Genomic DNA, 24848 nt, shown 5'->3' with positions numbered 1-24848 from the left:
AGCAAGCTCGCTCCTACAGTGTTACGAGCCGATGTAGCTGGTTTTCACCACGGTGTAGAACTCTTGCGCATAGCGACCTTGCTCACGCGAACCATAGGACGAGCCCTTACGGCCGCCGAACGGAACGTGATAGTCCACACCAGCCGTCGGCAGGTTGACCATCACCATCCCGGCCTGGGAGTGGCGCTTGAAGTGGTTGGCGTATTTCAGCGAGGTGGTGGCGATGCCCGCCGACAAACCGAACTCGGTGTCGTTGGCCATGGCCAGCGCCGCCTCGTAGTCCGCCACGCGCACCACGTTGGCCACCGGGCCGAAGATCTCTTCGCGGCTGATCCGCATGGCGGCTTCGCTGTCGGCAAACAGCGTCGGCGCCAGGTAGTAGCCCTCGGTGTCGCAGGTCACCAGGCCGCCGCCACTCACCAGCCGCGCACCTTCACTCTGGCCGATGTCGATGTATTTCAAATCCTGATCCAACTGGGCTTGGGAGACGACCGGGCCGATGTCGGTGCCGCTTTTCAACGCGTGGCCGACCTTGATCGACTGCATGCGCTCGGCCATGGCCGCGACGAACTGGTCATGAATGCCGGCCGTCACGATCAAGCGGCTGGAGGCGGTGCAACGTTGGCCGGTGGAATAGAACGCGCTCTGCACCGATAACTCGACGGCCTGTTTGAGGTCGGCGTCATCGAGAATGATCTGCGGGTTCTTGCCGCCCATTTCCAACTGCACCTTGGCTTGGCGCGAGACACAGCTGACCGCGATCTGACGCCCCACACCGACCGAGCCGGTGAAGCTGATGCCGTCGACTTTCGGGCTGTTGACCAACACCTCGCCGACCACACGCCCGCTGCCCATCACCAGGTTGAACACACCGGCGGGGAAACCGGCGCGGGAGATGATTTCCGCCAGGGCCCAGGCGCAGCCCGGCACCAGCTCCGCCGGCTTGATCACCACGCAGTTGCCGTAGGCCAGGGCCGGGGCGATTTTCCACGCGGGGATGGCAATCGGGAAGTTCCACGGGGTGATCAGGCCGACCACGCCGAGGGCTTCGCGGGTGACTTCGACATTGACGCCCGGTCGCACCGACGGCACGTAGTCGCCGGACAGGCGCAGGCACTCACCGGCGAAGAACTTGAAAATATTCCCGGCGCGGGTCACTTCGCCAATGGCTTCAGGCAGGGTCTTGCCCTCTTCCCGAGCCAGCAGCGTGCCAAGCTCTTCGCGGCGGGCGAGGATTTCGCTGCCGACTTTATCCAGCGCGTCGTGGCGGGCCTGGATGCCGGAAGTCGACCAGGCCGGGAACGCGGCGCGGGCGGCATCGATAGCGGCGTTGACCTGGGCGACATCCGCCTTGGCATATTCGCCGACGACATCGGACAACTCCGACGGGTTGAGGTTGACGCAATAATCAGCGCCGGCCACCCATTGGCCGTTGATGTAGTTCTCAAAACGTTTGGCTTGGGACACGAATCTTCTCCTGACGCAAAAGGCCGCTGATTGCTCAGCGGCCTTATAGATAAGTTATTGCGGACCTTGCTTGTCGATCAGCGCGGCCAGGGCTTCATATTCTTCCGGCAGCAGGTCGGTCAGAGGCGTGCGTACCGGGCCTGCGTCGTAGCCGACGATTTTGGCGCCGGCCTTGACGATGCTCACCGCATAGCCGGCCTTGCGGTTGCGGATGTCCAGGTACGGCAGGAAGAAGTCATCGATGATCTTGCCAACAGTGGCGTGATCGTCACGGGCGATGGCGTGATAGAAGTCCATCGCGGTTTTCGGGATGAAGTTGAACACCGCCGAGGAGTACACCGGCACGCCCAGGGCCTTGTAGGCAGCGGCGTAAACCTCTGCAGTCGGCAAGCCACCCAGGTAGCTGAAACGGTCGCCCAGACGACGGCGGATCGACACCATCAATTCGATGTCACCCAGGCCGTCCTTGTAGCCGATCAGGTTCGGGCAACGTTCGGCCAGGCGCTCCAGCAAGGGTGCAGTCAGGCGGCAGACGTTGCGGTTGTAGACAACCACGCCGATCTTGACCGACTTGCACACCGCTTCCACGTGGGCGGCAACCCCGTCCTGGCTGGCTTCGGTCAGGTAGTGCGGCAGCAGCAGCAAGCCTTTGGCACCGAGGCGCTCGGCTTCCTGAGCGTATTCGATGGCCTGACGGGTCGAACCGCCGACACCGGCGAGGATCGGCACGCTGGTGGCGCAGGTATCCACCGCCGTTTTCACAACCTGGGAATATTCGCTGGCCGCGAGGGAGAAAAACTCACCGGTGCCGCCGGCAGCGAACAGCGCCGTGGCACCGTAGGGGGCCAGCCACTCCAGACGTTTGATATAGCCGGCCTGGTGAAAATCACCCTGGGCGTTGAAATCGGTCACGGGGAAAGACAGCAGACCGTGGGAGAGGATGGACTTCAGTTCTTGTGGATTCATTATTCGAACACCCTGGGCAAAGACTTTCTGGCGAAAGGTTGTTGTTGGTTTTGCTTATGTCATACGTCATCGTACAACTATAAAATATTTCGTCAACTGCAATTCATCGGCCATCAGCACACTGGATGCGGCGCACCTGTGCCGTGCGGGCCTTGGCCACCCTCAAGGCGCGGTTGTAGGTGCCGGATCTGAAGGCGACACAAGGACGTAAATGACCAGTACTGGACAAGTGATTGGCGGGGGGGCGTTCGGACTTGCTGCTGAAGGATCACAAACCCAATACGCCCGCGTGAGCCGTACCGTTTATCGTGACTGTTATTTTTAACAGTTATGCCGATGCTCAACGAAGGGGATAACGCTGCAAAGGAGCCAGGCTCTCTGGTTTCCGTGCAAAGGAGCACTCAATCATGACCATTGAAGCCCCGAGCCTTGCCGGCGGCGCCTCTTCTAGCACCGCTCAAGTCAGCCTGGCAAGCGGCGCACGAATAGAGTTTTCCATCCCCGAACTCAATGAGGTTCCCGCAAGCGCTCAGGTATCTATCATCGTCGGACCGGACCCCGAGTCCCCGGAAGCCGAAGGCAAGAAAAAGAACGCCGGACAGTACGACCCCGACACGGAAGACTACGTGAAAGAACGAAATCTCACGGTCGATATTTCTTCCGACAGCTTGAAGACATTCATCAACCAAACGGTGGAGGTGCGATACGCGATAAGCGGCGAATCGGGGAGATCCTATTCTGAGCCGCTCAGCATAAAAGTCTTGCCGTGACGCAGGCTGCATCGCTCTCGTCGTGGGCACAAAACACGCCGCTCACGGCAGTTTCCGTATGACGGTCAAAGCGGATCAATCAGAACGCCAACTTCCAACACTGAGGTGTAAAGGCCATGAAATACGACCTCAACATGCCGGACGGCCAAAAAAAGCAGATCACCTTCGATGGCGTGATTTACAAGGGAGATATTCTCAAATTTGAAGGTGCCGATACCCAATACGAGGTGATTAACCGCTTTCTCAGCGTCCCGTTCGATCTTGACGAACCCATCACCGATGTGGTGCTCGAGGTCGAGATCTACTCTTAACCCCGCTGCGCCTCTGCTTCTTCGTGAGCATGGCGCAGCCGCTCGCGACTGTTGGTCAGATGCAAGCGCATCGCCGCCCGCGCCGCATCCGAATCCTGGCGCGCGATCGCTTCATAGATTTCTTCGTGTTCGCGGCTCAAGCGCTTCATGTAGTGCTGCTGGTCGTCATGGGCCAGGCGCGCCGAGTTCAGGCGGGTTCGCGGAATGATGCTGGTGCCCAGGTGCGTCATGATGTCGGTGAAGTAGCGGTTGCCGGTGGACAGGGCAATCTGCAGGTGGAACTGGAAGTCCGACGCTACCGCATCGCCAGCATGGGCGGCGCTTTCATTCAAGGCGTCGAGGGCGGCTCGCATGCCGGCCAGTTGTTCGTCGCTGCGGCGCAACGCGGCCAGGCCCGCAGACTCCACTTCCAGGCTGATACGCAGTTCCAGGATCGCCAGCACGTCACGCAGGGTCACGACGGTGGCCGGGTCGATGCGAAAGCCGCTGGGGCTTGGCGTATCCAACACAAAGGTGCCGATACCGTGGCGGGTTTCCACCTGCCCCGCCGCCTGCAAGCGCGAGATGGCTTCACGCACCACCGTGCGGCTGACGCCATGGGCCTCCATGATCGCCGATTCGGTGGGCAATTTGTCGCCACGCTTGAGTTGGCCGTCGCGGATCTGCTCGGACAACACCGTGACCAATTCCTGGGCAAGGCTGCGGCGCTTGCGGGGAAAACGCGGGGCGGTGTTGGTGTTTTCCATGTTGGGTCATCTTTCTCGGTGAACTGAACACGCATCATAGCCCATGGCGGTTGTACGATCACCGTCCCCGGCATGTCTTTCATCTACGACGACCAGGCAAAAAAATGCCCCGGCAACCGCCGAGGCATTTTTCAGGCTCGCCCGAAGGCAACAGCCGCTTACTTCACCACTTTCAGACTGGGCCGGCCGCTTGGACGCGGTGGCTCGGTATCCGGTGGTGGCACTTCATCGTCGTCTTCCCCTTCGATCGCGTCGTCATCCTCGAAAGGCGACTCCAGATCGAACACCATGCCTTGACCATTTTCCCGGGCGTAAATCCCGAGGATGGCGCCAATCGGCACGTACAGCGTATGCGGCACACCGCCGAAACGCCCTTCGAAGCTGACGGCTTCGTTGTCCATGTGCAGGTGGCGCACCGCACTCGGCGATACGTTCAGCACAATCTGCCCGTCACTGGCAAAACCCTGCGGAACCTGAACCGCAGGAAACTCGGAATTGACCAGCATGTGCGGGGTGCAATCGTTGTCCACAATCCACTCATAGAGCGCGCGAACCAGGTAGGGTCGACTGGAGTTCATCAACGGCTCCTTAAGCCTTAGCGCATATCGCGCTCGACACCAGACAGACTCGTCTGGAAAGCCTCACGCGCAAACTGGCGCTCCATGTAATCAAGCAGCGGCTTGGCCGGCCGCGGCAGTTCAATGCCCAAAATCGGCAAGCGCCAGAGTATGGGTAATAGGCAGCAATCCACCAAGCTTTGTTCCTCGCTGAGGAAAAAAGGCTTGTCGGCGAACAGTGGCGAAACACCCGTCAGGCTCTCGCGCAATTCCTTGCGCGCCACGACACGGGCCGCCTCTTTGCTGCGCGAATCCAGAATCAAATCCACCAGCCCACACCAGTCGCGCTGAATCCGATGGATCAGCAGGCGGCTGTTGGCACGCGCCACCGGGTACACCGGCAGCAAAGGCGGATGCGGGTAACGCTCATCCAGATATTCCATCACCACGGTTGACTCCCACAACGCCAGGTCACGATCGACCAGGGTGGGCAAGCTGCCGTAAGGGTTCACTTCGATCAGTTTCGGCGGGTGACGACCCACCTCCACACTGATGATCTCGGCGCTGACACCCTTCTCTGCGAGCACGATGCGTACTCGGTGGGAATAGTGGTCGGCGGGGTCGGAGTAACAGGCCAACCGATTGGTCACGCCCATGGCGGTCCTCCTCGCTTGTTGAAATTATCGAAAGCTCAAAAACGAGCGCGCCCAGAGAGCATCTCAGTAGTACCTGATGACCAGGTCGCTACGGGTTAGAGATGCCGCTGGGCGCGCAAGATTAACAGCAATTGCTTACGGTTGGATCAATGCACATCCTTCCAGTATTCGCGCTTGAGCAGATAAGCGAATACGAAGAAGAAAGCCAGGTACAGCAAGACATACGTACCAATGCGCTGGTGCTGCAGTTTGACCGGGTTGGCCGAGTAGGCCAGGAAGGTCACGAGATTCTTGACCTTCTCGTCGAACTGCTCTTCGTTCAGCGCGCCGGACTTGGGCACGATGGTCAGTTGATCGCACGCTTCATGTGTCAGCGGCGTGCCGGTCAACGGGTCAAATTGCTTCTTGCCGCCATCGACTACCTGAACCTGCTTGCATCCTATCACTTGGCGGCCCTGCAGGCCGACCAGAACGTTAGGCATACCGACGTTCGGGAACACCACGTTGTTCACGCCCCATGGACGTGCAGGGTCTTCATAGAAGGATTTCAGATAGCCGTAGAGCCAATCGGTGCCGCGAACCCGCGCCACCAGGGTCAGGTCGGGCGGCGCAGCGCCGAACCAGGCCTTGGCGTCCGCCGTTTGCATGCCGATGTTCATGTGGTCGCCAATCTTGGCGCCGGTGAACACCAGCTTGTCGAGCATCACCTCGTGCGGGATGCCCAGGTCATCGGCAACACGCTCGTAACGCTGGAACTTGGCGCTGTGGCAACCCATGCAATAGTTGGCAAACGTGCGAGCGCCGTCCTGCATGGCCGCTTTGTCAGACACGTCGATAGCGACTTTTTCCAACTCGGGGCCTTGCTCGGAAGCGAAGGACAGTAGCGGCAGCGCCGCAAGCATCAATGCAACGAATAATTTTTTCATCAGCCAGTCACCCTTTCCGGAACCGGTTTGGTCTTCTCAAGCCGGGTATAGAACGGCATCAGAATGAAGTAGGCGAAGTACAGGAAGGTGCAGACCTGCGACAGCAACGTGCGCTCAGGAGTCGGCGCCAGTACACCCAGTACACCCAGGATCACGAACGCAATGCAGAACACCCACAGCCAGATCTTGCTCAGCCAGCCCTTGTAGCGCATGGACTTGACCGGGCTTCGGTCGAGCCACGGCAGCACGAACAGCACCGCGATGGCCGCGCCCATGGCGATCACGCCCATGAGCTTGTCGGGGATCGCCCGCAAGATCGCGTAGAACGGCGTGAAGTACCAGACCGGGGCAATATGCACAGGCGTCTTGAAGGCGTTGGCCTGCTCAAAGTTAGGTTTTTCCAGGAAATAACCACCCATCTCCGGGAAAAAGAACACGATCGAGCAGAACACGAACAGGAACACGACGACACCGACAATATCTTTTACGGTGTAGTACGGGTGGAACGGAATGCCATCCAGCGGGATGCCGTTCTCGTCCTTGTGCTTCTTGATGTCCACACCATCGGGGTTGTTCGAACCCACTTCGTGCAGCGCCAGGATGTGCAGCACCACCAAACCGAGAATCACGATCGGCAAGGCCACCACGTGCAAGGCGAAGAAGCGGTTCAGGGTGATGCCCGAAATCAGGTAGTCACCACGAATCCACTGGGTCAGGTCGTTGCCGATCACCGGGATCGCGCCGAACAGCGAGATGATCACCTGGGCGCCCCAGTACGACATCTGGCCCCAAGGCAGCAGGTAGCCCATGAAGGCTTCAGCCATCAGCGCCAGGTAGATCAGCATGCCGAACACCCACACCAGCTCACGCGGCTTCTGGTACGAACCGTAGAGCAAACCACGGAACATATGCAGGTAGACCACGATGAAGAACGCCGAGGCGCCGGTGGAGTGCAGCAGGCGCAGGATCGAGCCGTACTCGACGTCACGCATGATGTATTCGACGGAAGCGAACGCCTCCTCCGCCGACGGGGTGTAGCTCATGGTCAGCCAGACGCCGGTGACGATCTGATTGACCAGCACCAGCAGTGCCAGGGAGCCGAAGAAGTAGAAGAAGTTGAAGTTTTTTGGCGCGTAATACTTGCTGAGATGGTCTTCCCACATTTTGGTGGCGGGGAAGCGCGCATCGACCCAATCCATGAACTTACTCATCACGCGTTCTCCTTATCGAGGCCAATGACAATGATGTCGTCAGATTCGTAGTTATGCGGAGGCACGGGCAGGTTCAGTGGAGCAGGTTGCGATTTGTAGACGCGGCCGGCCAGGTCGTAGTGCGAACCGTGGCAGGGGCAGAAATAGCCGCCGACCCAATCCTTGCCCAGGTCGACTGGCGCCACTTCGGGGCGGAAAGTAGGTGAGCATCCCAAGTGGGTACACAGACCGACCAGCAGCAGAATCTCTGGCTTGATCGAACGTGCTTCGTTTTTGGCGTAGGCGGGTTGGTCGGAAAACTCAGATTTTGGGTCAGACAACTGGCCTTCGATCTTTTTCAGATTTCCCAGGATTTCCTCCGTTCGACGAACAATGAAGACCGGCTGACCGCGCCACTCAGCAATCATCTGCTGGCCTGGCTCAATCTTGCCAATATTCACTTTCACCGGTGCACCTGCGGCTTTCGCCTTGGCACTGGGAAACCATGACCCCACGAACGGGACCGCAGCCCCCACCGCTCCTGCAGCACCCACCACGGATGTGGCTGCTACCAAGAAGCGACGCCGGCCTGCATTCACGCCGTCATTGCTCATTCAGTCCTCTCCCATCAGCTTTTTGGCCTGTTAAATCAGGCGTCTACTAAGTATTAAATCTGAACTTATAAAAATTTTGCCGAATGGTAATGAAAAGCCCCACCCCTGACAAGGGAATTACCCGGAGCTCTAGCTCCAAGCCTTGTAGTATAGGGGGTCTACGGCTGTGGCAAGTTGTCACGCCGAAATTTATACATAAATCGCAGGCAATAAAAAACGCCCAGCTCCGTGAGGAGGCTGGGCGTTTTTGTGGAACGTAAAGCGAATTAACGCTTCGAGTACTGCGGACGCTTACGCGCTTTACGCAGACCGACTTTCTTACGTTCAACTTCACGGGCATCACGAGTCACGAAGCCAGCTTTGCGCAGAGCGCCACGCAGGGTTTCGTCGTACTGCATCAGAGCGCGAGTGATACCGTGGCGGATTGCGCCAGCTTGACCACTTACACCGCCACCGATAACGGTGACGTAGATGTCGAACTTTTCAACGGTCTCGGTCAGTTCCAGCGGCTGACGAACTACCATGCGGGCAGTTTCGCGGCCGAAGAAATTTTCCAGAGTGCGGTTGTTGATCGAGATGTTACCAGTGCCCGGACGCAGGAAAACGCGTGCGGTTGCGGTTTTGCGACGGCCAGTGCCGTAATTTTGAGTCGCCGACATAATGAACTATTCCGTTAAAACTTCAGTTCTTGGGGCTGCTGAGCAGCATGAGGGTGAGCAGCGCCCGCATAGACTTTCAGCTTGCGAAACATATCGCGACCCAGTGGGCCCTTCGGCAGCATGCCTTTAACCGCGATTTCAATCGGGGCCTCAGGCTTCTTGGCGATCAGACCTTCGAAATTAGAAGACTTGATGCCGCCTGGGAAACCGGAGTGACGGTAGTACATTTTGTCTTGCGCTTTGTTGCCGGTAACACGTACCTGCTCAGCGTTGATGATCACGATGTAGTCACCGGTGTCAACGTGAGGGGTGTATTCAGGCTTGTGCTTGCCACGCAGACGGCTGGCGACTTCAGTGGCCAGACGACCCAGAGTCTGACCAGCGGCGTCGACGACAAACCAGTCGCGCTGAACTGTTTCCGGTTTTGCAGTAAAAGTTGTCATTCTTTAATAGCCTCAGGGGCCGCCCTGTAAATTAGACGGCGGATCTTACTGAATAGTGCGTACTTTGACAAGTCAAAGGCAGCCGGATACAGACGCTATCGGGGGCTCGGGTCGGCGCGTCCGTTCAACGGCAAGATTCTTCGGCAGGCGGCGCATCACTTCCACTGCAGAAAGAGGTGGGCAATTATGCAGATTGCGAAAAAAAATTCAACCTGCTTTTATGATTGTTTTCCCCAAAGGAGCATCCGATGGATTATCGACAGCTGGGCCGTACCGATCTGAACGTAAGCGCGATAGCCTTGGGCACCATGACCTGGGGCGAGCAGAACAGCGAGGCAGAGGCCTTCGCACAGATCGAACGGGCCAAGGCCGCGGGGATCAACTTCCTCGACACGGCAGAAATGTATCCGGTGCCGCCCAAGGCCGATACCTATGCCACCACCGAGCGTTACATCGGTAATTACTTCAAAAGCCACGGCGACCGGGCCGACTGGATTCTCGCCAGCAAGATCGCCGGCCCCGGCAATACCATCGATTACATCCGCGGCGGCCACCCGCGCCACAACCACAAGCACATCGTCGACGCCCTGGATGCCAGCCTCAAGCGCCTGCAGACCGACTGGATCGACCTCTACCAGTTGCATTGGCCGGAGCGCAGCACCAACTTCTTCGGCCAGTTGGGCTACAAGCACAAGGACGAAGACGACCTGACGCCGCTGGAGGAAACCCTCGAAGCGCTCGACGCGCAAGTGAAGGCCGGCAAGATCCGCCACATCGGCCTGTCCAACGAAACACCATGGGGCACCATGAAATTCCTCGCCCTGGCCGAAGCCCGTGGCTGGACCCGCGCAGTGTCGATCCAGAACCCCTACAACCTGCTCAACCGCAGCTTTGAAGTGGGCCTGGCGGAAATCGCGATTCGCGAACAGTGTGGCTTGCTGGCTTATTCGCCCCTGGCGTTCGGCATGCTCAGCGGCAAATACGAAGGCGGCGCACGCCCGGCAAAAGCCCGCCTGACGGAATACAGCCGCTTCAGCCGCTACTTCAACCCGCAGTCGGAAGCGGCGTGCAGCCGTTATGTGGCACTGGCCCGCGAACACGGCCTGGACCCGGCGCAGATGGCGTTGGCGTTCGTTACGCAGCAGCCGTTCGTGACCAGCAACATCATTGGTGCGACGACGCTTGAGCAACTGGACAGCAACCTTGCCAGCGCTGACCTGAAACTGTCGAAAGAGGTGCTGGAGGGGATTGAGGCGATTCAGAAGGATCATCCTAATCCAGCACCTTGATTGATCTCTAGACCGCTATCGGGGGCAAGCCCCCTCCCACAGTTGACCGAGCTCACAAGTCTAAGTGTGGAAGGGGGCTTGCCCCCCCACAGTTGACCGAGCTCACAAGTCTAAGTGTGGAAGGGGGCTTGCCCCCTCCCACAGTTGACCGAGTTAACAAGTCTAAGTGTGGGAGGGGGCTTGCCCCCGATGAGGCCCTCAGCCACACCACCGAAATCAAAGCGCCCGCGCAATAATCTCCTTCATGATCTCGTTGGTCCCCGCATAAATCCGCTGCACCCGCGCATCCGCCCAGGCGCGGGCGATCGGGTATTCCCACATGAAGCCGTAGCCGCCATGCAATTGCACGCACTCGTCGAGCACCTTGCATTGCAGGTCCGTGGCCCAGTACTTGGCCATCGCGGCGGTGGGCACGTCGAGCTTGCCCTCCAGGTGCAACGCCAGGCATTTGTCGACGAACACGCGGCCGATCTGGATCTCGGTGGCCATCTCCGCCAATTTGAAGCGGGTGTTCTGGAAATCGGCAATCGCCTTGCCAAACGCCTTGCGCTCACGGGTGTAGTCGAGCGTCCATTGCAACGCCGCTTCGGCTGACGACAGCGCACCAATCGCCACGGTCAGGCGCTCCTGGGGCAACTCCTGCATCAAATAAGCAAAGCCCATGCCCGCCTGGCCCAGCAGGTTTTCCTTGGGTACACGGACATCCTGGAAGAACAACTCAGAGGTGTCCTGGGCCTTCATGCCAACTTTCTCCAGGCGCTTGCCCTTGTCGAAGCCCGGCGTGGCGGCCTCCACCAGGAACAGGCTGGTGCCCTTGGCGCCGGCCTTGGGGTCGGTCTTGGCGACCACGATCACCAGATCGGCGAGAAAGCCGTTGGTGATGAAGGTCTTGGAGCCGTTGATCACATACTCATCGCCGTCCAGCACCGCAGTGGTCTTGACCCCTTGCAGGTCGGAACCGGCGCCCGGCTCGGTCATGGCGATGGCCGTGACCTTCTCGCCGGAGATCAATTGGGGCAGGTATTTGTGCTTCAACGCCTCACTGCCGTAATGCAGGATGTACGGCGCGACAATGTCCGAATGCAGGGAGAAACCGATGCCGGTCAGGCCCAGGCGGCTGATTTCTTCGATCACCACCGCGCTGTAGAGAAAGTCCGCGCCCAGGCCGCCGTACTCCTCCGGCAGATGGGAACACAACATCCCCGCCTCGCCGGCTTTGTTCCACAGCGCGCGGTCGATATAGCCCTGCTTCTCCCATTGCGCATGGAACGGCGCGGCATCTTTTTCAAGGAAGGTGCGCACGCTTTGGCGGAAGAGCTCGTGTTCCGGGCTGAACAAGGTTCTGGGGATCATGGGTCACCTGCGTGGATTGTCGGACAAAGACTAACCACAGAGCCTATGCCCCGACGACGTCACGGGACACTGGACACATGCGACAAAAAATAAGACGATCCAGCCGTCTGGTGACCACTTTCCCCTATAAGAATAAATGAAATTATGTCTAACCAAATCTCCACGCCCCTGCGGCGCGTCAGCATTTTGGCCATTGATCGGGTGTTCGCGTCCACCCTCATGCAAGCCAAGGATTTCTTCCATCTCGCCAGCCTGCGTTACGGCAAACAACAAGGCCTGGGCCTGACCCCCGCGTTCGAAACCCGCCTGGTCAGCCCCGACGGGCAATCGGCGCACAGCTTCAGTGACGTGATCATACCGATGGACGGCGGGCTGGAAGACGCCGACATCATCGTGCTACCGGCTTTCTGGGATGACTTCGACGCCCTGTGTACGCGTTACCCGCAAGTGCTGCCGTGGCTGCGTGAACAGCACGCCCGCGGCGCCGTAGTCTGCGGCGTAGCCAACGGGGTGTTCTGGCTGGCCGAAGCCGGGCTGCTCGATGGGAAGGAGGCGACGACCTACTGGCGCTTCTTCAATGCTTTCAGCGAGCGCTTCCCCAAGGTCCAACTTAACCAGGACAAGCACCTCACCGACGCCGACAACCTGTACTGCGCCGGCGGTACCACCTCCGCCTGCGACCTCTACATTTATTTGATCGAACGCTTCTGCGGCGCCAATATCGCCCAGGCCGTGGCCCGCGACATTCTTTACGAAGTGCAGCGTAGCTATTCGCCGGGACGGATCGGTTTCGGTGGGCAGAAGCTGCACCAGGACGTGATCATCCTGCAAATCCAACACTGGCTCGAAGAGCATTTCGCCGACAAGTTCCGCTTCGAGGACGTCGCCCGGGAACACGGCATGAGCATCCGCAACTTCATGCGCCGCTTCCAGACCGCCACCGGCGACAAACCGCTGCATTACCTGCAACGGCTGCGGATCGAGACGGCAAAAGGACTGCTTTCGGGCAGCCGCAAGAGCATCAAGACCATCAGTTATGAGGTGGGCTACGACGATGCGAGCTTCTTTGCGCGGCTGTTCAGGCAGCACACCGAGCTATCGCCGAACCAGTACCGCCAGCAGTTCCAGCAAGCCGCGTAATCAGGGCTGTACTAGGACCAAATGTGGGAGGGAGCTTGCTCCCGATAGCCGTGTATCAGTCAGTACATCTGGCACTGATACACCGCTATCGGGGGCAAGCCCCCTCCCACACTTTTTACTGCGTCATGCTTAGGGCTTGTGCGCCCGCGACAGGAACTCGTGGGATTGCATTTCCAGCAAGCGGCTCAGGGTGCGCTGGAATTCGAAGTTCAAGCGACCGCCGGTGTAGAGGTCCTTGAGCTCGACTTCCGCCGAGATGATCAACTTGACGTTGCGGTCATAGAACTCGTCGACCATGTTGATAAAGCGGCGCGCGATGTCGTCGGTGGTGACGCTCATCTGCTCCACGCCACTGAGGATCACGGCGTGGAAGATCTTGCCCAGTTCGATGTAGTCGTTCTGGCTGCGCGGGCCGTCGCACAGTTCACGGAAGTCGAACCACGCCACGTCATCGCAGGTGCGCAAGGCGATGATTTCGCGGTTTTCGATGATCAACTTGTCGTTTTCCACCGCCTGGGTACATTCCGGCGTGAGGGCGCGGAAGCTTTTGCGCAGGCTTTCTTGCGCCGCGTCGTTGAGCGGGAAGTGGAACAACTCCGCTTGCTCCAGGTGCCGCAGGCGGTAATCGACGCCACTGTCGACGTTGACGATCTCGGTGTTCTGCTTGATCAGCGCAATGGCCGGCAGGAAGCGCGCGCGTTGCAGGCCATCCTTGTACAGGCCATCGGGCACGATGTTCGAGGTGGCAACCAGGGTCACGCCATTCTTGAACAGCTCTTCCATCAGGGTGCCGAGGATCATGGCGTCGGTGATGTCGGAGACGAAGAACTCATCGAAACAGATCACCCGCGCTTCTGCGGAGAACCGCTTGGCGATGATGGTCAGCGGGTTTTTCTCGCCCGGCAGGGTTTTCATCTCTTCGTGGACGCGCTTCATGAAGCGGTGGAAGTGCGTGCGGACCTTTTCCTTGAACGGCAGCGCTTCGAAGAAGGTGTCCACCAGGTAGGTCTTGCCGCGACCGACGCCGCCCCAGAAATACAGGCCCTTGACCGGCGTGTAGCCTTTCTTGCCAAACAACTTGCCGAACACCCCGGGTTTGCTCTGCGAGGCCGCGACCAGGTCTTCGTACAGGCGTTGCAAATGACGCACCGCCGTTTCCTGGGCCGCATCGTGGAAGAATTCAGGGCGTTTCAGATCAGCTTGATATCGTTCTAGGGGCGTCATAATTTCGTTAGCAAGGCAACAAAAACGGGCCGTCACTGTAACGACGGCCCCGGATAATGGCAATCAACCCTTGGTCGGGTTAATCCTCGAGGGGGGTCAACGCGACGCGCAGGGCTTCAATGGCGGCATCACGCGACGCGGCATCGGCGAACGTAGCGCTGTCGGCCACTGCGGCGGCGTCCAGCCATACACTGAAGCTCAGGGCTTCAGTGCGCACGTCCAGCGCGGCGCCGCTTTGCAATTGCTTGGTCACCGCGCCAGCCGCTTTGCCGTCGGCAAAATTGCGCGACAACAGCAGTTGCTCGCCATCGGCCGCCAACAGGCGGAAGCGGAAGCTGCCGTCGTCTTCGCGAAAGCTCACGAAGCGCGCAGCTTTGGCGGCCTTTTTCTTGGTGCTGACTGGCGCTGCAGCCTGGTTGACGAACGAACGCAGGCCCACCGCCTCACGCAGTTCGGCGAGGAACGGCGCGGCCACGGCGCGGGCTTTCTTGGCGCCGATCAGCAGCAGGTCTTCCATGTCCGCCGGGCGCGACATCAATTGGTGATAGCGCTCGCGGGCTTCACCCAGTTGCCCGTCCAGCAGTTGGAACAGACGGTTCTTCGCCTCGCCCCAGCCCAGGCCTTGCAACAACTCGGCGCGGAATTCCTGTTCCTGGGCCTTGCTGGCAAACGCCTGGTACAGGGTGAACAGGTGCGAATTGTCCGGGTCCTTGGCTTCACCGGGCGCGCGGGAGTCGGTGACGATCCGCGAGATCGCGTCTTTCATGTCCTTGGCGCTGCTGAACAACGGGATGGTGTTGTCGTAGCTCTTCGACATCTTGCGACCGTCCAGGCCCGGCAAGGTGGCGACGCTTTCTTCGATCAACGCCTCGGGCATGGTGAAGAATTCTTTACCGTTGCCGAACAGGTGGTTGAAGCGCTGGCCGATGTCGCGGGCCATTTCCACGTGCTGGATCTGGTCGCGACCCACCGGCACCTTGTGCGCGTTGAACATCAAAATGTCCGCTGCCATCAGCACCGGGTAGCTGTACAGGCCCATGGTGATGCCGGCATCCGGGTCTTCGCCGTTTTCCACGTTCTTGTCCACCGACGCCTTGTAGGCATGGGCGCGGTTGAGCAGGCCCTTGGCGGCGACGCAAGTCAGCAGCCAGGTCAGCTCGGGGATCTCGGGGATGTCGGACTGGCGATAGAACGTCACCCGATTCACATCCAGGCCACCGGCCAGCCAGGTCGCGGCGATTTCCATGCGCGAGCGCTGGATGCGCTGCGGGTCATCGCACTTGATCAGGGCGTGGTAGTCGGCCAGGAAGTAGAAGGAGTCGGCATTGGCGTCCTGACTGGCCAGGATCGCCGGGCGGATCGCCCCGGCGTAGTTGCCCAGGTGCGGCGTGCCGGTGGTGGTGATGCCGGTGAGGATACGGGTACGAGTCGTCATGGGTAATCGCTTATCAGACTGCTATCAATTCGAGAGGCGCGGCAGCACCAGATCCTTCAGATCGGTCAGCTTGCCATGAAAAAAGTGTCCGCATTCTGCCACTTTCAGCAGCTCATGGGGGCGTTTCAGGGCGGCGGACCAGTCATAGACCCGTTGCGGGTCGACGACTTCGTCGGTTTCCGGCTGGATCAGGGTCAGCGGGCAGTTCTGGGGCAGCACGTCGGTATCGCCCAGACGCATCACCGCAGCGGCGACCATGAACAGGTGCGCGAGCTTTTCGCCCTTGGCTTCCAGACGGCCGCCGAGGCTGGCGGCAACATAGCCACCAAAGGAAAAACCGAGCAAGGTGATGGGCAGGTCGGGGTGTTTTTTGCGCAGCCAGGTGGCGGCCGCTTCGGCATCGTCCACTTCACCGCTGGCCATATCATGGGTGCCAGCGCTGGCACCGACGCCACGGTAATTGAAACGCAGCGTGATCAAACCGGCATCGCGCGCGGTGCGTTGCAGGGTCGAAACGACTTTATTGAGCATCGTCCCACCCTGCACCGGATTCGGATGGCAGATCAGCGCCAGCCCACGTGGTTCGGGGTTATCGAGGTACAGGGCTTCCAATTGGCCTACCGGGCCATCGATCAAAACAGGGGTTTCACGCATGAGCAAGGAATGAACTCCGTGACCTCTCAAAGGGTCGACTCGTCTAGCTAAAAGTCTGTGCATGGCATCATTGCGAGCTTAATCGCGGTATACAGCGCAGGTCCGAGCCGTTAACGTAAAGCAAAGCCGTTTATAGAGGAAGGACTCGTGGAACACTCGCTCTTAGTTTGGTTGTTGCCGACTCTTGCCCTGGTTGCCGGTGTCGCCATTGGATTCCTGGTTGCTCGCTTGCTGCCGAATGCCGCGCCTAACCGCACGCAGCGTCAGTTGGATGACATTCAGGAACGTTTTGACAGTTATCAGAACGAGGTTGTTACCCACTTCAACAGCACCGCGACCCTGGTCAAGAAGCTCACCCAGAGCTACCAGGAAGTACAGGATCACCTCGCCGATGGCGCCAACCGCCTGGCGCTCGACGACATCACCCGTCAGCGCCTGCTGGCCGCGCTGCATTCCGATGCACCGCAAACCCCACGGGATCGCCTGACCCCGCCACGGGAAAACCAGGAGCCGCCACGGGACTACGCGCCAAAAACGCCGAACGCCCCAGGCATGCTGGATGAGCATTACGGCTTGAAGAAGTAAGTCTTTTCAGGCGCTGTAAAAAAAGCCCGGCTGATCGATGATCAGCCGGGCTTTTTGTTGGGCCTCAATCTCCAGACCAGCGGGGATGCCATTGTGGGAGGGGGCTTGCTCCCGATAGCGGCGGATCAGTTGATACATAGGCTGACTGACACACTGCTATCGGGAGCAAGCTCCCTCCCACACTGACCGAGTCCGGCCTCAGGAGACGGGTTGTTCTTGCAGGCGACCGCTTTCGATCCGCACATGCCGCCCATGGAAGCGCTTGAGGCTGCTGCGATGGCCGACGCTGACGATGCTCAGCCCCGGCAGTTCGTCGATCAACGCCTGGTACAACGTCGCCTCATCCTCTTCGTCCATGGCCGAGGTCGCTTCGTCCATGTACAGCCACTGCGGCGCGAATAGCAGCGCGCGGGCAAACGCCAGGCGCTGCTGCTCGCCCGGCGAGAGCATGCGTTGCCAGTGGTTGGCTTCCTCCAGCCGAGCGACCAAGTGCGGCAAACGGCAGGTTTGCAGGACCTGTGCATAACGTTCGTCCAGGTACACGCCGTCGTCCTGTGGATAACTCAACACGGCCTTCAACGTGCCAATCGGCAGATACGGCTTCTGCGGCAAGAACAGGTAACGCGCCGCCGGCAGGCGAATGCTGCCATGGCCCGCCGGCCACAGTTGGCCCATGGCACGCAGCAACGTACTTTTACCGCTGCCGGAACGCCCGCTGAGCATCAGGCGCTGGCCCGGCTCGACGACCATGTCGGCGCCGGCGAGCAAGTGGCGGCCATCGGCCAGATCCATGCCGAGCTTCTCTACCACCAGGCGCTCGCCTTCCGGGCGCACGTCGATGGCTGCGGGGCGCTGCTCGTTATCGCTCATGGCCTGCTGGAAACTCAGTAGACGATCACTGGTCGCACGCCAACTGGCCAGCTCCGTGTAAGCGCTGATAAACCAGCTGAAGTTCTCCTGGACGTTGCCGAACGCCGAGTTGATTTGCATCAGCTCGCCCAGCTCGATCTTGCCGGTGAAGTAGCGCGGCGCGGCGACGATGAACGGGAAGATGATTGCGATCTGGCTGTAGCCGGCGGTGAAGAAGGTCAGGCGCTTGGACACTTTCATGATGTCCCAGAAGTTATGCCAGACCCGGCCGAAGCGTTGGCTCAAACGGCGATTTTCGTTGGGCTCGCCGTTGTACAAGGCGATGCTCTCGGCATTCTCGCGCACCCGGACCATCGAGAAGCGCAAATCCGCCTCGAAGCGTTGTTGTTGATTGCTCAGCCCGATCAAGCGACGCCCGATCAGGTGCGTCAGCCAACTGCCCACGGCGGCATAAAGCAAAGCACACCAGAACATGTAGCCGGGGATGGTGATACCGAACACTTCGATGCTGCCCGACACGCCCCACAGGATGATCGAAAACGACACCAGGCTGACCACATTACGCAGCAGGCCCAGGCCGAGGCTCAAACTGCTGGAGGTGAAGTTATTGAGGTCTTCGGAGATCCGCTGGTCCGGGTTATCGGTATAACCGCCCTGCTCCAGTTGGTAGTAGTTTTTGTCGCTGAGCCAGCGCGCAAAGTATTTTTCGGTCAACCAGGCCCGCCAACGGATGGTCAGCATCTGGGTCAGGTACAAGCGATAAACCGCACCGAGGATTGCCACCGCAGCGATACCGCCGAAATAGCCGATCAGTTGCCAGAAGGCCGCTGTGTCTTTATGTTCCAGGGCGTTGTAGAAATCCTTGTACCAGTGGTTGATCCACACGGAGATCGCGACGCTGAACAGCGACAAACCAATCACCGCCAACAACAGCAACCATGCCTTGCCCTTTTCTTCACTGCGCCAATAGGGCGTGATCATCGCCCAGGTGCGGCGAAAAAAGTGCCCACGCACCGCGTCGTTGACCGCGGAATACTCAGCGTTCTGGTTCATCGTTCAGGCTCGATAGGAAATAGGTGACACGCGTTTGAACCGATCATAGAGCATCGGTTCAAGGCCCCATAGAGGCTGAGTCGCTTGTTCAGTCAGCGTTCAGTATCCACGCGCCAGTTTTTCGGCGGGATCAAAAACGTTGCCACCGCGCAGCCATGCACGTGCCTGACCCGACCGACAATGCACGACATACATCATTCGGAACTGGAAATTACAAACCCACCAACGTGCTCTCAACTAATCAAACAGCCAGGACGGCTATCGAGAGCGATGAAAAAACATGCCAGCACTCACTTCCGTACAATTCGTTCGGCTCCCTCCCTCCTCGCCACGCATTGAAGGCCCCACCACTCAAGAACAACCCGTCGAGGCACAACACTTGGCACTCGCTTCACCGGGCAGGCCCACTGAGTTTTATACGACGGTGGCCGCCCCTCACAACAGCCAGGACGTCGAACACTATATAAAAAACAATACCCGGACCCTGCTGACGCCCGCCCAGGAAACTTCAAAAATAATTGCACAAGCGCTGCATAAACAATTCAACCTGACGGTCGACCCCGACACGACTTATATCGTGACCACCAACTACGACACGTCCAAACCGACGCCTCGATACGGCAAGATCCTTAACAAAATCAGCCTGACCCACGCCGCGCTGAGCAACATGCGTGCTCTCAACACAAAAGATGACACGCCCAACGCAGACAGCGATATCGAACTGGCACTTCCCGAACTGAAAAAACTCTTTCAACTGACGCATAGCCTCAACCACTTGCAGCTGTATCGCGCAATCAGACAAACCCTCTACCCCGCCCCGGCGTTCGAATATGTAGTCCACGGCACGCCCCACGCGAAGCCAGCCACGCCGGATTTATCGTCGAGCGTCCCGCTCACCCCGCAACAGTTCCGCGACCTTGTCTGGAACACACCACTGGTTGCGCCGTACAAAACGTATCTGGATAACTTTTGGGCAGCCAACGAACACCGCTATAAACAACTGAGCAAGATAGCGTTTGCCCAGGCGGCCTATACACAAACCCAGGAGGGCAGCCTGAGCGAAGAAGATGCCCGGTTGGTCATGCGGGCAACGGGGCTGCCGCCGGGCAAACCCTGGCTGGAGACGCACGTAGCAAACCTGCAAGCGGCCTATGCCAACGACCCAAGCCTTGAAGTTGGCCTGCTGTCTGTCACCGGCAACACTTCCTCTGACCTGATGTACGTCATCGACAAGCAACCCCGACGTGATACCAACGGTCAGAAAATACACACCACCCTGCTGCATATCCCCGGCAACTCGTCACCGATCCATCGGTTCGACAGCCCTGAAGCCATGAAGACATGGGTGGCGGATCAGGCGGCAGACCCGGTCAAGCGAGCCGCCTTAGTCACGCATTTCAAGAAAAACGATCAGGACGACACGTTTTTTTTCGATGGCGTGGCGCACTCCCTGAAAGGCCTGGGAGGCTGGACAGCGTCACAAACGCCCAACGCCCTGGGTTTCACCTCGTTCAGTGCGTGGGACCCGCAACGTTACATCACCCTGGAGGCGGTCGCCGGCGACCCATTCCAGACCATCACCCAACGTCAGAAAGAACGCGCGTATGCCGACGCCGATCACGACATCACCACCGACGGCGACGTCACCAAAGCCGCAGTGCTCAAACTGGCCGAGACTGCAACGGCGGCAGCACTGATGATGACGCCCCTGGCGTTTGTAATGCCGGAGGTTGGCTTGGCACTGGATGTCATTTACGTGGGAGCGGGTCTGACAGAGGCCGGTATCGGCATTGACGATCTGACCCACGGCAAGTCGAGCGGGACCGACCGAATCGTGTTTGGCGTACTCAATGCCGCACCGGGGATCGCCGGCGCGGCCTCGAAGCTGAGCAAAGGCGTGGAAAGCCTCGATGCGCCCATTCCGGCAGAAACCGCCCGCGAAATCGAAACCCCAACGCCGCAGGACACGCCCGAAGCCGCCAATCGCTTGCGCCCTGGCGAGTCGAGCAATATCAGCGCCTATGCCGTTGCCGATGGCGAACAACTCATCGGACGCGCCCCAGGCAACGCGAAAAATATTTATCAGCTCACCGACGCGAACCACATCGACCGATGGTTTATCCGGTACACCGACAGTACCGCTGTCGAAAGAACGTATGAAATCAAAGCCAACTTCAAGTTGAGCGATGATTACGTTGAGATCATCGATCCTGTCTCCAGAAAGCCGGTGATGACCGTACATTCCACCGCGCACGGCGATTGGGTACAGAACAATGGAGCGGGAGGCATATCACTCCCATGGGGACGCAACGGACCTTCCGCCAAAAGACAACTCCAGGACGCTATCGACAATATAAACAAAGATAAGCGCGTATTGTCCCCTGAAGAGCGCGAGCGCGCCCTCGATGAGATGACACGCTTGATCCGGGCGTCCAAGGCCGAGAACTATGCGAGCATCGAGGAATATACCGAAGCCGGATCGGATGAAATAAACAGCGAACTGCGCAGCCCGAAGGACCCGAGCAAATACTCGTCCAACACCCAAGGGTTCCTGGCGGACCTCGATGCACAAGCCGACTACAGCGGTAAGGGCTACCGCTATGCGTTCGTCACTTCGCGAGGCGCTGACACACTAAAAGCCGGTGTGGGTAAGGTGTTCAGAGACGCGGGTGTTCAGTCGGCCTCCACCCAGCCGTTCAACGCGAAGGAATGGGAAACCTGGGCCAAAAAAACCTTGCCGACCCAAAACAAGCAACCGGTTATTTATGTGTTCGACGAGTCGATTCCGAAGAAAAACCTGTCCACCGATACACTGCCTGACCATATCGCCGTCGAGCCGAATACATCGTTGGAAGTCCGCGCGGCGAAAGAACTCGATGGTGTGTTGTATGTCTACCTTGACGCTCCGACAAAAACACCGAAGCTGCGCTACAACCTGTTCGACGGCACTGTCGCCCGGCCGTTTTGAGCCGCCATTGCGCTCATCGACAGGATCGGGCGCAGCCAGCTGAGCCGGCCGCCCCTAAGGGACATCGATCCGACAGCGCTCAGCGCCGTACCGGGCGTTTTTGCAACTTGCGTTGCAGGGTGCGACGGTGCATGCCCAGGGCGCGGGCGGTAGCGGAGATGTTGCCTTCGTGCTCGGTCAGCACGCGCTGGATGTGTTCCCACTGCAGGCGGTCCACCGACATCGGGTTTTCCGGCACCAGGGTGTCGAGGTCGGCATGCTCGGAGAGCAAGGCGGCCAGCACGTCGTCGGCGTCCGCCGGTTTGCACAGGTAGTTGCAGGCGCCGCGCTTGATGGCTTCGACGGCGGTGGCGATGCTGGAATAACCGGTGAGGATTACCACGCGCATTTCCGGATCGAGTTCGAGCAGCTTGGGCAGCAGCACCAGGCCGGAGTCGCCGTCCATTTTCAAGTCGAGCGCGGCGTAGTCCGGCAAGTCGGCCTGGGCGATGCTCAGGCCTTCTTCTGCGGAACCTGCCGTGCTGACGCGGAAACCGCGACGGCTCATGGCACGCGCCATGACGCGGGTAAAGGTAGCGTCATCATCTACCAGCAACAGGTGCGGCAGTTCTTCGCCTTCGACTTGGATCTCGTCACTCATCGATATCTCCTCGTGCGACACGGGGTAGGCGCAGCTCAGTGAGCGTGCCGCCTTCCTCATGACTATAGAGCTTCACTGAGCCGCCCGCGCGGGTCACGCTGGCCTTGCTCAAAAACAGGCCGAGGCCGAAGCCTTTGCCCTTGGTGGTAAAGAACGGTTTGCCGATCTGCTCGGCGATGGCCAGCGGCACGCCGGCGCCGTGGTCGCGAATGCTGATGGTCAGGTCTTCGGTATTCCAGTCCAACTGCACTTCGAGGCCTTCGGGGCAGGCATCGGCGGCATTGTTCAGCAGGTTGAGCAGGGCCTGGGTCAGGTCCGGCGGCGGCGCCATGCGCGGCACGTTGCCCTGCCCCAGCAGGTGGAAACGGTAACTGGCTTCGGGGCGCATCAGGTGCCAGCGGTTCAGGGCTTCATCGAGCCACTGGGTCACGTCCTGCATCTCCACCGCCAGGCGGCGATTGGCTTCGGCGGCGCGCACCAGTTGCTGCAAGGTTTGCTTGCACTGCTTGACCTGTTCGCGCAGCACGCCGAGATCTTCTTGCAGCGCCGGGTCGTGATGGTCCTGGGTCATTTCGTTGAGCAGTACGCTCATGGTCGCCAGGGGTGTGCCCAACTCATGGGCCGCACCGGCGGCCTGGGTGGCGACGGCCAGCAGTTGCTGGTCGCGCAGGCCCTCTTCGCGGCGAATGGCACGCAACTCTTCCTGGCGGCGCAGTTCTTCGGCCATACGGGCGGCAAAAAAGGTGATGACCGCAGCGGACAGCGCGAAGCTCAGCCACATCCCGTAGATCTGCAGGTTTTCCCGGGCGATGGGGAACGTCTGCAACGGGTAGAACTGCGCCAACAACAAGGTGTAAAGGGTCAGGGCGATGCCGGAAAGCACCACCGAGTAGCGCCACGGCAAGGTCACGGCCGCGATGGTCAGGGGCACCAGGTAATACGAAACAAACGGATTGGTGGAACCGCCGGAGAAATACAGCAACACACTGTGGATAAACAGGTCGCAGGCCAACTGCAGGGCGTACTCCAGCTCGGTCACCGGCCAGGTAGTGCGCAACCGGATGGCGGTAAACACACACAGCACGGTGGAAAAGCCCAGGGTCACGCTCAGTTGCAGCCATGGCAGCGGCAGCAGGTCGAACCAATAGGCAAGCCCGACCGAACCGGCCTGCGCGGCCAGCACCAGGGTGCGAATGAACGTCAGGCGCCAGAGGTTCTGGCGGGTGGCGGAAGTCAGTTTTACGACGGCGAGCATGAGCTCTCCCGGTGAGCGCTGCAGGCGGATCGGCAGGAGTATAAACGAAGCAGACACGCTGACACGGCGTGTGTGGCTCTTTGACGCAGGCGCGGTAAATTACCGTTCGTCGGCGCCACGACAATGTGTAGCGAATGTGTAAACCCGAAGAACCCGACACCACCGTCTACAGTCATATCGACACGAACATCCCAAGGAGCTTCCATGTCCCGTTTCATTCGCAATGCTGCCGTTCTCACCCTCAGCGCCGGGGTCCTGGCCAGCCTTCCGGCCGTCGCCGCCGATGAGCTGCATTACAACCAGATTTCCCTGCGGGCCGAGGTCAGCCAGGAAGTGGCCCGCGACCAGATGATCGTCACCCTCTACACCGAATCCCAAAACACCGACCCGGGCAAGCTCGACGCGGAAATCACCACCACCATGAACAAGGCCCTGGCCCAGGCTCGCGAAGTCAAAAGCGTGACCCTGCGCCAGGGTAGCCGCAACAGCTACCCGATCTACGACAACAAGAACCAGAAAATCACCGGCTGGCGCGAACGTGCCGAACTGCGCATGGAAAGCTCGGACTTTGCCGCTCTGTCCAAGCTCACTGGCGAAATGCTGACCAACCTGAAGATGAACAGCATGGACTTCGCCATCGCCAACCCGACCCGCAAGGCCAGCGAGGATGCGCTGCTCAAGGACGCCGTCAGCGCGTTCAAGGCGCGTGCGCAACTGGCCACCGATGCGTTGGGCGGCAAGGGTTACAAGATCGTCAACCTGAACTTCAACACCAATGGTTATCCACAGCCTTATGCGCGCGGCGCCATGATGATGAAAGCCGCAGAGATGGATTCGACGCCGGAAGTGGAAGCGGGCACCAGCCAGGTCAGTATGTCGGCGGACGGGGTCATCGAAGTGCTTCAATAACCCTCCCACGAACCCAAAAAAACGGCGCGGCCTCAGGCTCGCGCCGTTTTTTTATCGATGGCAATCAGCAGTAACCCTCGTAGACATCTAGGGTGGAATCGTTTTCTCGAATTTCGGCACACATCAATACCCTCAGACAAACAAGGAGTGATCTGCGGGCGTGTATCC

At 59.4% G+C, this 24848-nt stretch carries 25 protein-coding genes; 7 read left to right on the top strand and 18 right to left on the bottom strand.

What is annotated here, in order from left to right:
• Positions 1–21: 21 nt before the first annotated feature.
• Together U5A08_RS04455 and kdgD are read right to left on the bottom strand one after the other, a co-directional pair.
• Complete coding sequence (locus U5A08_RS04455) at positions 22–1467, bottom strand: aldehyde dehydrogenase family protein (RefSeq protein ID WP_253393400.1); 1446 nt, start codon at positions 1465–1467, stop codon at positions 22–24.
• Positions 1468–1521: 54 nt separating this feature from the next.
• Positions 1522–2433, bottom strand: coding sequence for a 5-dehydro-4-deoxyglucarate dehydratase (kdgD, locus tag U5A08_RS04450; RefSeq protein WP_017845414.1), 912 nt, complete (start codon positions 2431–2433; stop codon positions 1522–1524).
• A gap of 407 nt (positions 2434–2840) precedes the next feature.
• On the opposite strand from kdgD, the gene U5A08_RS04445 reads away from it, so the two are divergent.
• Together U5A08_RS04445 and U5A08_RS04440 are read left to right on the top strand one after the other, a co-directional pair.
• The gene (locus U5A08_RS04445) at positions 2841–3203 is read left to right on the top strand and encodes a hypothetical protein (RefSeq protein ID WP_253393399.1); all 363 of its coding nucleotides are present in this window, start codon (positions 2841–2843) and stop codon (positions 3201–3203) included.
• Positions 3204–3319: 116 nt separating this feature from the next.
• Entirely contained in the window at positions 3320–3514 is a 195-nt protein-coding gene (locus U5A08_RS04440) for a hypothetical protein (RefSeq protein ID WP_253393398.1), read from the top strand.
• Here U5A08_RS04440 and U5A08_RS04435 read toward each other — a convergent pair.
• From U5A08_RS04435 to rplM, 8 genes are all read right to left on the bottom strand, one after another.
• A complete protein-coding gene (locus U5A08_RS04435; protein ID WP_253393397.1) occupies positions 3511–4260 on the bottom strand; it encodes a FadR/GntR family transcriptional regulator in 750 nt (249 codons plus the stop codon). The two genes, U5A08_RS04440 and U5A08_RS04435, sit on opposite strands and share 4 nt — an antisense overlap.
• Positions 4261–4418: 158 nt before the next feature.
• On the bottom strand, positions 4419–4838 hold the full coding sequence (locus tag U5A08_RS04430) for a ClpXP protease specificity-enhancing factor (protein ID WP_247395489.1): 420 nt from the start codon (positions 4836–4838) through the stop codon (positions 4419–4421).
• A gap of 17 nt (positions 4839–4855) precedes the next feature.
• The gene (locus U5A08_RS04425) at positions 4856–5473 is read right to left on the bottom strand and encodes a glutathione S-transferase N-terminal domain-containing protein (protein ID WP_247395490.1); all 618 of its coding nucleotides are present in this window, start codon (positions 5471–5473) and stop codon (positions 4856–4858) included.
• A gap of 146 nt (positions 5474–5619) precedes the next feature.
• Positions 5620–6399, bottom strand: a complete 780-nt coding sequence (locus U5A08_RS04420) for a cytochrome c1 (protein ID WP_253393396.1) — start codon at positions 6397–6399, stop codon at positions 5620–5622.
• A complete protein-coding gene (locus U5A08_RS04415; RefSeq protein ID WP_017845421.1) occupies positions 6399–7610 on the bottom strand; it encodes a cytochrome b in 1212 nt (403 codons plus the stop codon). Before U5A08_RS04415 ends, U5A08_RS04420 begins: the two co-directional genes overlap by 1 nt.
• On the bottom strand, positions 7610–8203 hold the full coding sequence (gene petA / locus U5A08_RS04410; RefSeq protein ID WP_247395492.1) for a ubiquinol-cytochrome c reductase iron-sulfur subunit: 594 nt from the start codon (positions 8201–8203) through the stop codon (positions 7610–7612). The genes U5A08_RS04415 and petA overlap by 1 nt, the downstream gene beginning before the upstream one ends.
• Before the next feature lie 266 nt (positions 8204–8469).
• Entirely contained in the window at positions 8470–8862 is a 393-nt protein-coding gene (gene rpsI, locus U5A08_RS04405) for a 30S ribosomal protein S9 (protein ID WP_003216038.1), read from the bottom strand.
• A 14-nt stretch (positions 8863–8876) separates the two neighbouring features.
• Positions 8877–9305 carry a 50S ribosomal protein L13 gene (gene rplM, locus U5A08_RS04400; protein WP_010568039.1) on the bottom strand — a complete coding sequence of 143 codons (429 nt, stop codon included), beginning with the start codon at positions 9303–9305 and terminating at the stop codon, positions 8877–8879.
• Between the two features lie 248 nt (positions 9306–9553).
• Here rplM and U5A08_RS04395 point away from each other — a divergent pair, with 248 nt between their 5' ends.
• Positions 9554–10594, top strand: coding sequence for an NADP(H)-dependent aldo-keto reductase (locus U5A08_RS04395; RefSeq protein ID WP_321850501.1), 1041 nt, complete (start codon positions 9554–9556; stop codon positions 10592–10594).
• Positions 10595–10810: 216 nt separating this feature from the next.
• On the opposite strand, the gene U5A08_RS04390 is transcribed toward U5A08_RS04395, so the two are convergent.
• Positions 10811–11947 carry an acyl-CoA dehydrogenase family protein gene (locus U5A08_RS04390; protein WP_253393394.1) on the bottom strand — a complete coding sequence of 379 codons (1137 nt, stop codon included), beginning with the start codon at positions 11945–11947 and terminating at the stop codon, positions 10811–10813.
• A 219-nt stretch (positions 11948–12166) separates the two neighbouring features.
• On the opposite strand from U5A08_RS04390, the gene U5A08_RS04385 reads away from it, so the two are divergent.
• On the top strand, positions 12167–13087 hold the full coding sequence (locus tag U5A08_RS04385; protein WP_253400340.1) for a GlxA family transcriptional regulator: 921 nt from the start codon (positions 12167–12169) through the stop codon (positions 13085–13087).
• 129 nt (positions 13088–13216) lie between these two features.
• On the opposite strand, the gene zapE is transcribed toward U5A08_RS04385, so the two are convergent.
• The 3 genes from zapE to U5A08_RS04370 form a co-directional block, all read right to left on the bottom strand.
• A complete protein-coding gene (gene zapE / locus U5A08_RS04380; protein ID WP_253393393.1) occupies positions 13217–14311 on the bottom strand; it encodes a cell division protein ZapE in 1095 nt (364 codons plus the stop codon).
• A 79-nt stretch (positions 14312–14390) separates the two neighbouring features.
• On the bottom strand, positions 14391–15746 hold the full coding sequence (locus U5A08_RS04375) for a tryptophan--tRNA ligase (protein WP_321850499.1): 1356 nt from the start codon (positions 15744–15746) through the stop codon (positions 14391–14393).
• Positions 15747–15770: 24 nt separating this feature from the next.
• Positions 15771–16400: an alpha/beta hydrolase gene (locus U5A08_RS04370; protein ID WP_247395537.1), complete on the bottom strand. Its 630-nt coding sequence runs from the start codon at positions 16398–16400 to the stop codon at positions 15771–15773.
• Positions 16401–16547: 147 nt separating this feature from the next.
• Here U5A08_RS04370 and U5A08_RS04365 point away from each other — a divergent pair, with 147 nt between their 5' ends.
• A complete protein-coding gene (locus U5A08_RS04365; protein WP_247395497.1) occupies positions 16548–16985 on the top strand; it encodes a Z-ring associated ZapG family protein in 438 nt (145 codons plus the stop codon).
• Between the two features lie 6 nt (positions 16986–16991).
• On the opposite strand, the gene U5A08_RS04360 is transcribed toward U5A08_RS04365, so the two are convergent.
• Both U5A08_RS04360 and U5A08_RS04355 read right to left on the bottom strand, forming a co-directional pair.
• Complete coding sequence (locus U5A08_RS04360) at positions 16992–17123, bottom strand: hypothetical protein (RefSeq protein ID WP_276196507.1); 132 nt, start codon at positions 17121–17123, stop codon at positions 16992–16994.
• A gap of 60 nt (positions 17124–17183) precedes the next feature.
• Positions 17184–18908, bottom strand: a complete 1725-nt coding sequence (locus U5A08_RS04355) for an ABC transporter ATP-binding protein/permease (RefSeq protein ID WP_321850495.1) — start codon at positions 18906–18908, stop codon at positions 17184–17186.
• 280 nt (positions 18909–19188) lie between these two features.
• Here U5A08_RS04355 and U5A08_RS04350 point away from each other — a divergent pair, with 280 nt between their 5' ends.
• On the top strand, positions 19189–21876 hold the full coding sequence (locus U5A08_RS04350) for a dermonecrotic toxin domain-containing protein (protein ID WP_321850493.1): 2688 nt from the start codon (positions 19189–19191) through the stop codon (positions 21874–21876).
• A gap of 79 nt (positions 21877–21955) precedes the next feature.
• On the opposite strand, the gene U5A08_RS04345 is transcribed toward U5A08_RS04350, so the two are convergent.
• Together U5A08_RS04345 and U5A08_RS04340 are read right to left on the bottom strand one after the other, a co-directional pair.
• Positions 21956–22516 (bottom strand): response regulator transcription factor, encoded by a 561-nt coding sequence (locus tag U5A08_RS04345; RefSeq protein ID WP_004372278.1) that lies wholly within the window; start codon positions 22514–22516, stop codon positions 21956–21958.
• The gene (locus tag U5A08_RS04340; protein ID WP_253393389.1) at positions 22509–23771 is read right to left on the bottom strand and encodes an ATP-binding protein; all 1263 of its coding nucleotides are present in this window, start codon (positions 23769–23771) and stop codon (positions 22509–22511) included. Before U5A08_RS04340 ends, U5A08_RS04345 begins: the two co-directional genes overlap by 8 nt.
• A gap of 204 nt (positions 23772–23975) precedes the next feature.
• Here U5A08_RS04340 and U5A08_RS04335 point away from each other — a divergent pair, with 204 nt between their 5' ends.
• The gene (locus U5A08_RS04335; protein WP_321850490.1) at positions 23976–24680 is read left to right on the top strand and encodes an SIMPL domain-containing protein; all 705 of its coding nucleotides are present in this window, start codon (positions 23976–23978) and stop codon (positions 24678–24680) included.
• Positions 24681–24848: the final 168 nt, after the last annotated feature.

The sequence above is a fragment of the Pseudomonas paraveronii genome, assembly GCF_963681955.1.
Classification (GTDB): domain Bacteria; phylum Pseudomonadota; class Gammaproteobacteria; order Pseudomonadales; family Pseudomonadaceae; genus Aquipseudomonas; species Aquipseudomonas paraveronii.
This window is presented reverse-complemented; position numbering and strand designations above follow the sequence as displayed.

Excerpts from the sequence above, each read along its gene's own strand:
- kdgD (WP_017845414.1), bottom strand. The coding sequence starts at position 2,433 with ATGAATCCACAAGAACTGAAGTCCATCCTCTCCCACGGTCTGCTGTCT.
- U5A08_RS04445 (WP_253393399.1), top strand. The coding sequence starts at position 2,841 with ATGACCATTGAAGCCCCGAGCCTTGCCGGCGGCGCCTCTTCTAGCACC.
- U5A08_RS04440 (WP_253393398.1), top strand. The coding sequence starts at position 3,320 with ATGAAATACGACCTCAACATGCCGGACGGCCAAAAAAAGCAGATCACC.
- U5A08_RS04435 (WP_253393397.1), bottom strand. The coding sequence starts at position 4,260 with ATGGAAAACACCAACACCGCCCCGCGTTTTCCCCGCAAGCGCCGCAGC.
- U5A08_RS04430 (WP_247395489.1), bottom strand. The coding sequence starts at position 4,838 with ATGAACTCCAGTCGACCCTACCTGGTTCGCGCGCTCTATGAGTGGATT.
- U5A08_RS04425 (WP_247395490.1), bottom strand. The coding sequence starts at position 5,473 with ATGGGCGTGACCAATCGGTTGGCCTGTTACTCCGACCCCGCCGACCAC.
- U5A08_RS04420 (WP_253393396.1), bottom strand. The coding sequence starts at position 6,399 with ATGAAAAAATTATTCGTTGCATTGATGCTTGCGGCGCTGCCGCTACTG.
- U5A08_RS04415 (WP_017845421.1), bottom strand. The coding sequence starts at position 7,610 with ATGAGTAAGTTCATGGATTGGGTCGATGCGCGCTTCCCCGCCACCAAA.
- petA (WP_247395492.1), bottom strand. The coding sequence starts at position 8,203 with ATGAGCAATGACGGCGTGAATGCAGGCCGGCGTCGCTTCTTGGTAGCA.
- rpsI (WP_003216038.1), bottom strand. The coding sequence starts at position 8,862 with ATGTCGGCGACTCAAAATTACGGCACTGGCCGTCGCAAAACCGCAACC.
- rplM (WP_010568039.1), bottom strand. The coding sequence starts at position 9,305 with ATGACAACTTTTACTGCAAAACCGGAAACAGTTCAGCGCGACTGGTTT.
- U5A08_RS04395 (WP_321850501.1), top strand. The coding sequence starts at position 9,554 with ATGGATTATCGACAGCTGGGCCGTACCGATCTGAACGTAAGCGCGATA.
- U5A08_RS04390 (WP_253393394.1), bottom strand. The coding sequence starts at position 11,947 with ATGATCCCCAGAACCTTGTTCAGCCCGGAACACGAGCTCTTCCGCCAA.
- U5A08_RS04385 (WP_253400340.1), top strand. The coding sequence starts at position 12,167 with ATGCAAGCCAAGGATTTCTTCCATCTCGCCAGCCTGCGTTACGGCAAA.
- zapE (WP_253393393.1), bottom strand. The coding sequence starts at position 14,311 with ATGACGCCCCTAGAACGATATCAAGCTGATCTGAAACGCCCTGAATTC.
- U5A08_RS04375 (WP_321850499.1), bottom strand. The coding sequence starts at position 15,746 with ATGACGACTCGTACCCGTATCCTCACCGGCATCACCACCACCGGCACG.
- U5A08_RS04370 (WP_247395537.1), bottom strand. The coding sequence starts at position 16,400 with ATGCGTGAAACCCCTGTTTTGATCGATGGCCCGGTAGGCCAATTGGAA.
- U5A08_RS04360 (WP_276196507.1), bottom strand. The coding sequence starts at position 17,123 with ATGTATCAACTGATCCGCCGCTATCGGGAGCAAGCCCCCTCCCACAAT.
- U5A08_RS04355 (WP_321850495.1), bottom strand. The coding sequence starts at position 18,908 with ATGAACCAGAACGCTGAGTATTCCGCGGTCAACGACGCGGTGCGTGGG.
- U5A08_RS04350 (WP_321850493.1), top strand. The coding sequence starts at position 19,189 with ATGCCAGCACTCACTTCCGTACAATTCGTTCGGCTCCCTCCCTCCTCG.
- U5A08_RS04345 (WP_004372278.1), bottom strand. The coding sequence starts at position 22,516 with ATGAGTGACGAGATCCAAGTCGAAGGCGAAGAACTGCCGCACCTGTTG.
- U5A08_RS04340 (WP_253393389.1), bottom strand. The coding sequence starts at position 23,771 with ATGCTCGCCGTCGTAAAACTGACTTCCGCCACCCGCCAGAACCTCTGG.
- U5A08_RS04335 (WP_321850490.1), top strand. The coding sequence starts at position 23,976 with ATGTCCCGTTTCATTCGCAATGCTGCCGTTCTCACCCTCAGCGCCGGG.